The organism is Streptomyces sp. NPDC087440 (assembly GCF_044744005.1).
GTDB lineage: Bacteria > Actinomycetota > Actinomycetes > Streptomycetales > Streptomycetaceae > Streptomyces.
Genome location: NZ_JBIUXN010000005.1, coordinates 156,613 through 167,903, shown reverse-complemented (window position 1 = coordinate 167,903; position 11,291 = coordinate 156,613). Strand labels below are relative to the sequence as shown.

Sequence of the window (11,291 nt, the reverse complement as noted above, 5' to 3'; positions counted from 1 at the left end):
GTCTTCCCACCTTCGTCCTCCGAGGAGCCCGTGATGCGTGCCCCGACCAGCACCACCCCCTTCACCGTCGTCGACGAGATCACCCGGCACTGTCTCGACCCCGCCGAGCCCGAGACCGTACACATCGAGGTGCATCTTCCGGAGGCCCCCGATCCGGCACGGCTCCGGGAGGCCTTCCTCCAGGCGCTGCGGCAGCATCCCCGCATCCTGATGCGCGAGGCCCCCGGGCCCTGGTACCGGCGCCGGTACGCGTGGGAGCTGACCCCGCATCCGGACACCGCCGGTGTGGTCGTCCATCACCAGGACGCCTCGCCGCGCGTGCTGGAGGAGGCCCGGGCGCGGGCGCTCACCCATGCGCCGCCGCTCTCCCTGTCGCCCCCGGTACGGCTGGAGATCATCGGCCGGGTCCTGCTGCTGGTCCTCAACCACACCGCCCTCGACGGCCCCGCCTGCCTGCGCGTCCTCGCCACCGCCGCCGAGATCTACGGCGGGGTCGACAACTCCCCCGCCGCCACCGCCGCACCCGAGCGGCCCGGACACCGCGCCCGGCAGCCGGTCCGGGGAACCGGGTTCGCCCCGGTGGCGCGCGTCGCCGCCGGGACACCGGGCGCGGCGAAGACCTCGGGCAACGGCATGCTGGCCGTGGAGCTGCCGGTGCCCAGGCGGCCGCCCGGGGTCCCGTACACCGTCAACGACCAGCTGATGGTCGCCACCGCCCGGACCATCGCCGAGTGGAACACCGAGCAGGGCGCCAGGCCCCGCCCGATGCGCATCACCATGCCGGTGGACGACCGCTCCCGGGGGATGGACATGCCCATCGGGAACGGGACGCGGCTGGTGGAAGTCCCCTTCCGGCCGGAGGAGTTGGCGGACGCGGACACCCGGGGGCTGCTGCTGCGGACCGCAGATCGTACGCGCGCCCTCAAGGCGCTCTCGCGGCCGCAGCTCGGTCACGGGGCGCGGTTGCTCACCGCGCCCGTCGTTCCCGTGGTCGTACGGGCGGGGCTCACCCGGCAGTTGCGGCGGGCGGTCGGCGCCTGGACGTCCACCACGCTGCTCAGCAACATCGGGCGGGTCCCCTACCCCCTGGACTTCGGCGAGGGCGTGGGGCGGGCGAGCGCGGTGTGGTTCTCGGCGCCCGCGCGGATGCCCCGAGGGCTGACCGTGACCACCGCGGCCACCGGCGGCCGCCTCCACCTCTGTCTGCGCTGGTCGGGTGCGCTGCTCGGGCCGCGCGACGGCGAGCACCTGCGCGAACTCTTCGAGAAGCACCTCCAGTCGACCTCCGCGCTCGCGGCCCCTCCGACCACGACCACGTCCACGACCACCACTCCGTGACCCCTTGGCCCCTTGACCCTGAGGAGGGATCGCCGCCATGACGGCTCCCACCGCCGACCCATCGCTCCCCCGAGGCGAAGCCCGCGCCGAAGCGCGCACCGAGGCCCGCATCGAAGCCCGCGCCGAACCGCGCGACCACCTGCGCGAGTTCTACGAGAACCCCGCCGTGCCCGTGGCCTCCGGCGACCCCCGGAGCCTCCGCCAGGCCCGCATGCTCGCCGCCGCCCTCGCGGGCTCCCCCGGCGCCACCGTCCTCGACGTGGGCTGCGGCGACGGAACGGCCGCCGTGACGGCGGCCCCGCTGCTCCCCGGGCACCGTCTCGTCGGCGTCGACTGGTCGCAGGACGCGCTGCGCAGGGCGTCGCGGCGGTTCGCCGCCACCAGCGGTGAGCTGTGTGCGGTACGGGGTCAACTCACCGACGGCGGGCTGCCGTTCGCGTCCGCCTCCGCCGACGCCGTCCTCTTCAGCGAAGTCATCGAGCACCTCGTCGACCCCGACAGCGCCCTCGACGAGATCCGCCGCGTCCTCAAGCCAGGCGGCCACCTCATGCTCTCCACACCCAACCTGGCCGCCTGGTACAACCGGGCCCTGCTCCTGGCAGGAGTGCAGCCGGTGTTCTCCGAGGTCAGCCTGCGCGCGATCCACGGGCGGCCGGGCCGCGAGGTCGTCGGCCACCTGCGGCTCTACACCGCCCGCGCCCTGCGCCAACTGCTCGCCGCGTCCGGCTTCGAGGTCGTCCGCACGGCCGGCGCCCCCTTCCACGGGGTGCCCCGCCCGCTGCGCGCCCTGGACCGGCTGGCCTGCGCCGCGCCGTCCGCCGCGTCGATCCTCCTCGTCCACGCACGCAGGACCACCAACCCTTCCCCGCAAGGGAGTTGAGTGCCGTGATGTGGTGGGGAGTGGTGGCGGCACTGTTCGCGAACGTCCTCTACAGCGGCGGCTTCGTCCTCCAGAAGCGCGCGCTGGGCAACCTGCCGGACCTGGACGTGCACCGCCCGCTGCGGGCGGTCCGGCTGCTGCTGGGGAGCCTGCCGTGGCTGGCCGGTTCACTGGCGCTCGCGGGCGGGTTCGCCGCGCAACTGGTCGTGTACCGCACGCTGCCGATGACGGTCGCGCAGGCCCTGTTCATCTCGGGCCTGGTCCTGCTCCTGCTGCTCTCCTCCCGCGCGCTCGGGGAACGCGTGTCGGGCCGTGAGCGGTACGCGATGGCCGCGGTGGTGGTCGCCCTGCTGATGGTGGTGCTGTCGCTGGACTCCGGCGGCGAGCACGTCGGCGCGTACTCGCCGCCCGCCCTGATCCTGCTGCTCAGCGGGCTGTCCATCGGTGCGGGAATCTGGGTGTACGTCGTCGCCGACCGCCGGGATGCCGCGCGGCAGGACACCGCCGGGACCACCCCGGCGAGCGGTGTGCCGTACGGGGTGGCCGTCGGGTTCGTGTACGGGGTGAGCTCGCTGGCGATCAAGGGGGTCTCGGCGCTGTTCGACGCGAGCGACCTGCCCGGCACGCTCGGCGCGGTGCTCACCTCCCCGTACCCCTATCTCCTGCTCGTCACCGGCGGCACCGGTCTCGTCCTCTCGCAGACCGCGCTCCAGCGCTGCCGGGCCTCCCTCGTGGTGCCGGTCTGCACCACCACGTCCTGCCTCTACACCGCCACCCTCGGCAGCTTGGCGTTCGGCGAGTCGCTGCCGGGCGATCCGCTGCGGCTGGTGCTGCGGGTGGTGGGCGCGGCCCTGGCGGTCGCGGTGCTGCTCAGCCTCGCCACGCACGAACAGCAACAACAACCCTCACCCGAAAAGGACTTCACCCGTGAACCCCACTGACCCGCTGCTGAAGATCCTCGCCTGCCCGATCGACAAGGGCCCGCTGTCGCTGCTCCCCGACGGCAACGCCCTCTACAACCCGAGGCTGCACCGCCGCTACCCGATCGTGGACGGCGTCCCGCAGCTCCTGCCCTCGTCGGGCGAGCAACTGGACGAGACCGAGCACCGCCGCCTCACGTCTCCGTGACGCGCTCCGCCGGACCCGGATCAGGGATAGACGCGTACCGAGTTGGTCGAGGTCAGGCTGGTCCACAGTCCGGTGCTGCAGTTGTTGACGGTGAGGTTCCAGGCCACGCTTCCGGTGCCGTTGTAGCCGGTGAGGCCCTGCACCTTGGCGCCGCCCGTCTGGCAGTTCTTGATGGTGTAGTCGCCGATGAGGTTCGCGACGTTGTACGTGCCGTAGCGGTAGAAGCTGTAGACCAGGGGGTGGTTGGGGCTGCCGTCGAAGATGTCGCCCTTGTAGATGCAGACGTAGCCCGAACTGCACGAGGCTGCCGCCCGGGTCTGCTCGGCCGAGGCCGTCGAGGTGGTGGTGAGCGCCGTCGGCACGGCCAGGGCGAGCGAGGCGGCCAGTGCGGCCAGGGGTCGAAGAGGGGTGCGGGTGAAGGTCATGTGCTCTCTCCCAACGTTCTTCGCGGTACGGAATTGGTCCGTCCGGAAGCAGTATGGGTCTTCGCTCCCCCGCCGTCACGGGCGCAACAGGACATATGCGAGAACAGCCGTGCCCCGGCGCGGACCGGCGTCTTCCGTACCCTGGCAGCATGCATATGCGCCCCACCCTGAACTGGGTTCCCGACGGTGACCTGCCCCCCGGCACCTCCGACTGGACGCCGGTCGCCGACGTGCTGGACCGCGGTGGCGTGCTGGTGCTCAGCGGGGCGGGGATCTCCACGGAGTCCGGCATTCCGGACTACCGGGGAGAGGGTGGCAGCCTGAGCCGGCACACCCCGATGACGTACCAGGAATTCACCGCCGACCCGCAGGCCCGGCGCCGCTACTGGGCCCGCAGCCACCTGGGCTGGCGTGTCTTCGGCCGGGCCAGGCCCAACGCCGGGCACCGGGCGGTCGCCGCCTTCGCCCGGCACGGCCTGCTCTCGGGGCTGATCACGCAGAACGTCGACGGGCTGCACCAGGCCGCGGGCAGCGAGGGCGTCGTGGAACTCCACGGCAGTCTGGACCGCGTCCTGTGCCTGACCTGCGGCACCGTCGAACCCCGCAGCGCGCTCGCCGTGCGCCTGACCGAGGCCAACCCGGGCTTCGCGCCGGTGGCCGCCGGGATCAACCCGGACGGCGACGCCGACCTCACCGACGCGCAGGTCGGGGACTTCCACGTGGTGCCCTGCACGGTCTGCGGCGGTGTCCTGAAACCGGACGTGGTGTTCTTCGGCGAGTCCGTGCCGCCGCAGCGGGTCGAGCAGTGCCGGGAACTGGTCCGGCAGGCGGCCTCGCTGCTGGTGCTGGGCTCGTCGTTGACGGTGATGTCGGGGCTTCGTTTCGTACGGCAGGCCGCTCGGGAAGGCACCCCGGTGGTGATCGTCAACCGGGACGTGACGCGCGGCGACCGCGAGGCGCTGGCGCGGGTGGCGCTGCCGCTCGGGCAGGTGCTGCCGGAGGTCGCGGGGCGGCTGGGCGTACGTATCGACGAGGCGGGCCAGGACGGGGCATTCCCCGAAGGCCCCGCAGGAGAGGAACTCCGATGACGACCACCCCCCACCCCCTGTACGGCTGCATGGGCCTCGGCGGCACCTGGGACCCCGAGCCGTACACCGCCCGGGACATCGCCGACGCACAGGCCGCCGTCGAGGCCGCGCTGTCCATCGGCATCACGGTCTTCGACCACGCCGACATCTACCGGCACGGCAAGTCCGAGGCGGTCTTCGGCGAACTGCTCGCCAGGGACGCCGGGTTGAGGGAGCGCATCACCCTCCAGACCAAGTGCGGCATCCGCCTGCCCGACGGCAACCACGGGGGCCGGTACGACCTGCGCGCCACGAGCATCGTGCGCCGCGTCGAGGAGAGCCTGACCCGGCTCCGTACCGACGTGATCGACGTCCTGCTGCTGCACCGGCCCGACCCGCTGACCGGCCCGGAGGAGATCGCGGAGGCACTCGGCTCGCTGCACGCGCAGGGCCTGGTGCGCCGCTTCGGCGTGTCCAACATGAGCGCCGCCCAGATCTCCCTCCTCCAGTCGCACCTGGACGTACCCCTCACGACCAACCAGCTGGAGATGAGCCTGGCGGCCCGCGACTGGGTCGAGTCCGGGGTGCTGCTGAACACGCGGGCGGCGGCCGACAACGGCTTCCCGCACGGGACGGTCGAGCACTGCCAGGCCCGGGGCATCCAGCTCCAGGCCTGGGGCGCGCTCGCGCAGGGCCGCTACACCGGCCGTACACCGTCCCCGGCGGCGCGGCTCGTCTCCGACCTCGCCGCCCGCAAGGGCACGACGCCGGAGACGATCCTGCTGTGGTGGCTCCAGCGCCACCCCGCCCGCATCGCCCCGGTGATCGGCTCCAGCCGCCCCGAACGCATCCTGAACTGCGCGGACGCGGTCCGTCGCGCACCGGAGCTCACCCACGAGGAGTGGTACGAGCTGTGGATCGCGGCGCGGGGCGAACCGCTTCCGTAGCGACGCTCAGCTCGCCGGGTGCGGGTCCCCCAGGAAGGGGAAGTCGGGGCGGAGGTCGGTGTGCGGCCGCAGCCCGTCGTGGGGCACGGCGCCGCCGGTCAGCTGGGCGATGCCCAGGTTGATGACGTCGTCGGTGAGGTTGCGGCCGTTGGGGAATCCTTCGGCGCTCGTGCTGTCGTACGTCAGGAGGTCGGGGAGGAGGCCTTCCGCGAGGGCGGTGGCCCGGTCCTTGGGGTGGCCCGCGTGCTCGAAGATGTGCGCGAACTTGTCGAGGAAGCGTTCGCGGTCGTGGATCGGTTCCTGCTGGTTCCAGACGCGTTTGTCGTCGTCGTTCTGGTTGAAGTTGTTGTCGATGCCGGGCCGTCCGGCCCGGTCGCCCTGGACCAGGCGTCCGTCGTGCGGGACCAGGACCCTGGCCCAGACCCCCACCTGCGGGTTGGGGCCGAGTGCGCTGTTCGGGACGTCCAGGACGAGGGCGAACACGTTCTTGTCGGCGAAGAAGTCCGTGCCGGTCCACTGGAACTTGTCGCCCGCGCCGACGGGATCGGCGAAGAACGGGTCGCTGCGCAGCCCCGCGAAGAACCGGAAGCCTCCGCCCTCGGTGATCTGCGGCTCGGCGCCGAAGGTCACCGGGGCGTCGGCGATGACGGTCTCCCCCGCCTCGGGGTCGGCCACGGCCTCCCGGCCGTTCGCCACGTACAGCCGGGCGGTCTGCGTGTTCTCCCGCACGGGTGAGAAACGTACGCGGAAGGCGAGGTCGGTGACCGCGTCGCCGTCGGTGTCCACGCCGACCTCGTACACCGACTCGTGGTCGACGGCGTCCTCGGTGAACGGCGAGGTCGGATTGACGTCGACCACGAGCACCGTGCGGTCCGCGTCCTGCGGATTCCGGAACACGTAGAGGTCGGTGATGTGGCTCCTCGGGTCCATGCTCGTGGGGCTGATGCCCAGGCCTGAGACGTGATGCGCCATGTCGGGACTCCCTCGGGTTCGCGGTACGGTCCGGGATGCGCGGTGGTGCGGCATTGCGGCATGACAACGAGCAGGGGAACGCTGAGAACAACCAACGTCCTGCCCCCACCGGCTGTACATCCGTCAACAGACGTATTCACAGCGGACCCGGCCGGCCCCTGCCCGCACCCGCGAACGCACCTGCCTCAGAAGGCGTGCGCCATCAACTCCCCGAACAGGGCGTCCTCGTCGGCCTCCACGAGCCCCCGCGAGCGGAACCAGGCGCAGATGTTGGCGCAGTCGCGCTGGAGGAAGGTCATCCCGTTGAGGTTGCCGACCAGGTCGACGACCTGGGGCAGGTCGATGATCACCAGCCGCTCGCCCGCCGCCAGGATGTTGTACGCGGAGAGGTCGCCGTGCACGAAGCCGTTCTGCACCATCGTCGCCAGCGCGTCGGTGAGCTGCTGGAAGTACGACGCGAGGAGTTCCGGCGAGGGGCGGACCTGGGCGAGCCGGGGTGCGGTCCGCACCGTGCCCTCCTCCTCGTCCGGGACCGTGATCCACTCCATCAGGATCTCGGTGCCGTCGATCTGGACGGGGTACGGAACGGGCAGCCCGAGACTCCACAGCCGCACCAGCGCGCCCCACTCGGACACGGCCCACTCCCCGGCCGCGACCTGTCGCCCGAAAGTGCTCTTCCGCTTGAGGGCGCGCTCGTCGCGGGAGCGCCGCATGGAACGGCCCTCGGTGTAGGAAGCGGCTCGGTGGAAGCTGCGGTGCTCGGAGGAGCGGTACCGCTTGGCCGCCATGACCACACCGGCGTCCGGGGCGAGCGGATCGGCGCGCTCGACCAGATGGACGTCGGCCTCCTTGCCGGTCTTGAGGACACCGAGCTCGGTGTCGATCGCGCCCTGCGAGGTCACGACCCAGTCGGGGCGCGGCTCGGGGCCCCGGCTGAGGGGCTCGACGCTGAGCCAGGTCGACCAGCGCTGGCCGTCCTCCAGCTCGTCGTCGTAGGACTGGAAATCAAAGACGAACCGCTCCTCGACATCCGTCAGGTCGTCCACGGGCGGGACGTACCGGTAGGCGTCGGGGCGGAAGTCGTCAGGAAAGGAAGGGAGTTCGGGGTACTGCGAGAAGTCGTCGCGAGACATCGCTGAGGGTGCTCCAGGAGATGAGGGAAGGCCGGACTGCGGGCAGGCCGAAGACAGTCGTGGTCACGGTCGCGCCTCCTCTCGTGAAGCACCGGGCAGCTCCCGGCATCCCGCTCATGGTGAACGCCACCCCCAGGAACGGCAACCGAATATTCCGCGCCCGGAGCACTGTGTGACCCGCAACCGCATCCGGCTGTGGCGCGTGCGGGGGAGACGCGCACGTCGGCCCGACCGTCGCCTGGGTACCCGGCAAGCGCCTGGACGGGATCTGAACCGGGCCTGCCGGCCGTGCCGGGGCGACTGTTAAGATCACCTCCTCAGCCTTTCGGGTCCGGATGATTCCGGCCGGGAGGCTTTTTTCGTGCCCTGACGCGGTGTGGTCCGCGTGGCCGGGCACGTGCCCGCAGGGGGCTGGCCGCAGCGTGCCGCCGCCCCTGCCCCCGTCCCGTAGAGGAGTCCCATGTCCGAGCTGCCCGCATTCTCTGTGCGTCGCGCGCACGAGGCCGACCGGTCCGTGGTGGAGCGGCTCTGGTTGATGTTCCGCCACGACATGTCCGAGTTCGGTGGTCAACTGCCTTTCGCGGACGGGTCGTTCCGCAGCGAGTGGCTGCACGCGGCCTTCGACGACGTCGACCGGGTGCCGTATCTGCTGGTGAGCGGCGACAGCCCCGTCGGGTTCGCCTTCGTCCGTGGGATCGTCGGTCCCACCCGCGTCCTGAACAGCTTCTTCGTGGTGCGCGGGGCGCGCCGCTCCGGCCTCGGCACGCGTGCCGTCGCGGAGGTCGTGGCGCGGCACCCGGGCCCGTGGGAGGTCGCCTTCCAGGACGCCAACGTGGGGGCCGTACGGTTCTGGCGCCGGGTGGCCGCCGACATCGCGGGCGACGCCTGGGCGGAGGAGCACCGGCCGGTTCCGGGGCGAGCCGATCTGCCGCCCGACGTGTGGATCTCCTTCGAGACGACGCCCGCGTAGGGGTCCGCTCAGAAGGCGTATCTGATGTGCAGCCAGGGAGCGTGTGCGGCCAGGAGCTGGCGGAGGCGGGTGAGGGCGTTGCGCTTGACGTCCTGGGAGTAGCGGACGTTGAGGGCACCGTTCTGGGAGCGTTTGGTCTCCTGGGCGGCCGGTTGCCACAGCAGGTCCTCCGCTCGTGGGTGCCAGCCCAGGTTGACCTCGTGGAGCTGCTCGTTGTGGGTCAGCATGATGACCTCGGCCGCCGCCTGCTCCTTCACCCGTGCGGGCAGCACGTCGTCGAGGTGGGTGAGCAGGTCGGCCCAGTCGCGCTGCCAGCCCGGGCGCAGGACGACGGGCGAGAGGTTGAAGTGGACCTCGTACCCGGCGTCGAGGAAGTCGGGGGCTGCGGCGATCCGGTCGGCGATCGGGCTCGTACGGATGTCGAGGAGCCGGGCGTCGTCCGGCGGCATCAGGGAGAACCGCACCCGGGTGCGGCCCTGCGGGTCGAGGGCGAGCAGGTCCGGGTTGACGAACTTGGTCGCGAAGGAGGCCTTGGCGGTGGGCAGGGTGCGGAAGGCGGCGATCAGGTCGGCCGTGTTGGCGCAGATCAGCGCGTCGACGGAGCAGTCGCCGTTCTCGCCGATGTCGTACACCCAGGCGTGCGGGTCGCACTGGTTGGGCTCCGGTTTGGGGCCCTGGGCGCGGACGTGGCGGCGGATGTGGGCGGTGATCGCCTCGATGTTGGTGAAGAGGGTGATCGGGTTGGCGTACCCCTTGCGGCGCGGGACGTAGCAGTAGGCACAGGCCATCGCACAGCCGTTGGAGGGGCCCGGGGCGATCCAGTCGGCGGATCTGCCGTTGGGACGGGTCTCCAGGATGCGTTTCACGCCCAGGACGAGCGTCTCGGTCTTGACGCGCACCCACCGGGCGACGTTGCCGTCGTTGCCGTGGAGGGAGGGGATGCGCCAGTGGCTCGGCACCTCGGTGACGCGGACGCCCGGCAGCCCGGCCAGGATCTGCCGGCCGCGCGGGGAGTCGAGGGCGGCCGGTTCGGCGTACACCTCGCGCACGTCCAGCAGGCGGCGGGCCTGCGGGCTGCCCGCGAAGGCCGACGGCCCGGGGCCCGCATCGTCGTCGGACCAGCCGAACAGGGCCTGTTGCCCGGGTCGGCCCGGCGCGGACGGCTGGTCCACGTACGTCTCCTCGTACCTCTCCTCAGTGGCGGCGCGTGCTCAGCGGTGCGGGTTGCCCTGGTCGGGGTCGTCGTCGATGGTCTGCCAGGTCTCACCGCGCTGGCTGCCGCCGCTGGGCTGCCCGGCCCCGGGGACCGGCGGCTCGGAGCGCTTCTTGCTCCCCGCCCGTCGGCTGCCGAGGAAGAACGCTCCCAGCAGGAAGAGCACCACCACGATTCCGACCACGATCAGCAACAACGAGGGTCCGCCCTCGGCGGCCAGCATCCGGGAAGTATTCATGTCTTCCTGCCTACCCCCGATTCGATCAATCAGCGACCGGAACGTGATCCTCCAGGGCCGGACTGCCGGACCGGGCCCGTGGCCGGTGGTCAGCGCTGCCGCACCGGTGCCATCGCCCAGCGGATCAGTCCCGTCACCGCCGCCCCCGACGTCCGCGTCAGCGGGGCGAGGGGGCGCGGGCCCGCGCTCAGGCCCAGTTCCGTGCGGGCCCAGGCGGGCAGCAGGGCGGCCGCATTCGTGGTCAGGGCCCGGTAGGGGATGCGGGCGGGCCACGGGAGCGGGGGCTCCTCCACGATGAACCGGGCCGCGTCCCGGGCGGCCTGCGTCGCCCGGAGCTCCGGGCGGTACCCGGCGAGCACTCCGCGCAGCCCGGCCACGTCCGAGGGAGGCTCCGCCACCCCGAGCGCCTCGGCGACGCGCGCGGTGTCCCGTACGTACGCATCGCAGTCGGCCCGCGACAACGGGCGCGCGCCGAAGGCCTGGTGCGCGGTGAGGAAGCTGTCCACCTCCGCCGCGTGCACCCACGCCAGGAGGTGCGGGTCGGCGGCCCGGTAGGGGCGGCCGTCCTCGGCGGTGCCCTTCACCCGGGCGTGCACCGCGCGCACCTGGGCGACGGCGGCCGAGGCGTCTGCGTCGGTGCCGTACGTGGTGACGGCCAGGAAGGTGCTGGTGCGGGCGAGCCTGCCCCACGGGTCGCCCCGGTACCCGGAGTGTGCTGCGACGGCCGCCATGGCCAGGGGGTGCAGGGACTGGAGCAGCAGCGCGCGCAGCCCGCCCACGAACATGGACGCGTCCCCGTGCACGACGCGGATCGGCCGCTCGGGGCCGAACCAGCGGGGGCCCTCGGTGCCGTGGATGCGCTCCCGGTTGCTCGGCCCGTCCGGCCCGGCCACCTGGGTGAACAAGCGGCTCCCCAGGCGGCTCCGCAGGGCCTCGCTCGCGCTTCGGATCACGTCCGTGCCTCCCCGTGTGCGGTCGCC

13 protein-coding genes are annotated in these 11,291 nt (G+C 72.2%); 7 read left to right on the top strand and 6 right to left on the bottom strand.

Annotated features, from left to right (window positions below; translation table 11 throughout):
* Positions 1–33: 33 nt before the first annotated feature.
* The 4 genes from ACIO3O_RS13630 to ACIO3O_RS13615 are packed head-to-tail and all read left to right on the top strand — an operon-like array spanning position 34 to position 3,346.
* The gene (locus ACIO3O_RS13630) at positions 34–1,338 is read left to right on the top strand and encodes a condensation protein (RefSeq protein ID WP_401745041.1); all 1,305 of its coding nucleotides are present in this window, start codon (positions 34–36) and stop codon (positions 1,336–1,338) included.
* A gap of 37 nt (positions 1,339–1,375) precedes the next feature.
* Positions 1,376–2,218 (top strand): methyltransferase domain-containing protein, encoded by an 843-nt coding sequence (locus ACIO3O_RS13625; protein ID WP_401745040.1) that lies wholly within the window; start codon positions 1,376–1,378, stop codon positions 2,216–2,218.
* An 8-nt stretch (positions 2,219–2,226) separates the two neighbouring features.
* On the top strand, positions 2,227–3,159 hold the full coding sequence (locus tag ACIO3O_RS13620; RefSeq protein ID WP_401745258.1) for a hypothetical protein: 933 nt from the start codon (positions 2,227–2,229) through the stop codon (positions 3,157–3,159).
* The gene (locus ACIO3O_RS13615) at positions 3,146–3,346 is read left to right on the top strand and encodes a Trm112 family protein (protein ID WP_401745039.1); all 201 of its coding nucleotides are present in this window, start codon (positions 3,146–3,148) and stop codon (positions 3,344–3,346) included. The genes ACIO3O_RS13620 and ACIO3O_RS13615 overlap by 14 nt, the downstream gene beginning before the upstream one ends.
* A gap of 20 nt (positions 3,347–3,366) precedes the next feature.
* Here ACIO3O_RS13615 and ACIO3O_RS13610 read toward each other — a convergent pair whose 3' ends face one another.
* The gene (locus ACIO3O_RS13610) at positions 3,367–3,771 is read right to left on the bottom strand and encodes a hypothetical protein (RefSeq protein ID WP_401745038.1); all 405 of its coding nucleotides are present in this window, start codon (positions 3,769–3,771) and stop codon (positions 3,367–3,369) included.
* Between the two features lie 149 nt (positions 3,772–3,920).
* Between ACIO3O_RS13610 and ACIO3O_RS13605 the strand changes: the two genes are divergently transcribed.
* On the top strand, positions 3,921–4,859 hold the full coding sequence (locus ACIO3O_RS13605; RefSeq protein ID WP_401745037.1) for an NAD-dependent protein deacetylase: 939 nt from the start codon (positions 3,921–3,923) through the stop codon (positions 4,857–4,859).
* Positions 4,856–5,785 (top strand): aldo/keto reductase family oxidoreductase, encoded by a 930-nt coding sequence (locus tag ACIO3O_RS13600; RefSeq protein ID WP_401745036.1) that lies wholly within the window; start codon positions 4,856–4,858, stop codon positions 5,783–5,785. The genes ACIO3O_RS13605 and ACIO3O_RS13600 overlap by 4 nt, the downstream gene beginning before the upstream one ends.
* A 6-nt stretch (positions 5,786–5,791) precedes the next feature.
* Here the strand turns inward: ACIO3O_RS13600 and ACIO3O_RS13595 are convergent, their stop codons facing one another.
* Both ACIO3O_RS13595 and ACIO3O_RS13590 read right to left on the bottom strand, forming a co-directional pair.
* A complete protein-coding gene (locus tag ACIO3O_RS13595) occupies positions 5,792–6,757 on the bottom strand; it encodes a DUF4331 family protein (protein ID WP_401745035.1) in 966 nt (321 codons plus the stop codon).
* 185 nt (positions 6,758–6,942) lie between these two features.
* Positions 6,943–7,890, bottom strand: a complete 948-nt coding sequence (locus ACIO3O_RS13590) for a serine protein kinase RIO (protein ID WP_401745034.1) — start codon at positions 7,888–7,890, stop codon at positions 6,943–6,945.
* Positions 7,891–8,359: 469 nt separating this feature from the next.
* Between ACIO3O_RS13590 and ACIO3O_RS13585 the strand changes: the two genes are divergently transcribed.
* Entirely contained in the window at positions 8,360–8,860 is a 501-nt protein-coding gene (locus ACIO3O_RS13585; protein WP_401745256.1) for a GNAT family N-acetyltransferase, read from the top strand.
* A gap of 8 nt (positions 8,861–8,868) precedes the next feature.
* Here ACIO3O_RS13585 and ACIO3O_RS13580 read toward each other — a convergent pair whose 3' ends face one another.
* The 3 genes from ACIO3O_RS13580 to ACIO3O_RS13570 all read right to left on the bottom strand — a co-directional run bounded on the left by ACIO3O_RS13580 (position 8,869) and on the right by ACIO3O_RS13570 (position 11,264).
* The gene (locus tag ACIO3O_RS13580) at positions 8,869–10,032 is read right to left on the bottom strand and encodes a spore photoproduct lyase family protein (protein WP_401745033.1); all 1,164 of its coding nucleotides are present in this window, start codon (positions 10,030–10,032) and stop codon (positions 8,869–8,871) included.
* A gap of 39 nt (positions 10,033–10,071) precedes the next feature.
* Entirely contained in the window at positions 10,072–10,311 is a 240-nt protein-coding gene (locus ACIO3O_RS13575) for a DUF6479 family protein (protein WP_401745032.1), read from the bottom strand.
* 89 nt (positions 10,312–10,400) lie between these two features.
* On the bottom strand, positions 10,401–11,264 hold the full coding sequence (locus tag ACIO3O_RS13570; protein ID WP_401745031.1) for an oxygenase MpaB family protein: 864 nt from the start codon (positions 11,262–11,264) through the stop codon (positions 10,401–10,403).
* Positions 11,265–11,291 lie beyond the last annotated feature (27 nt).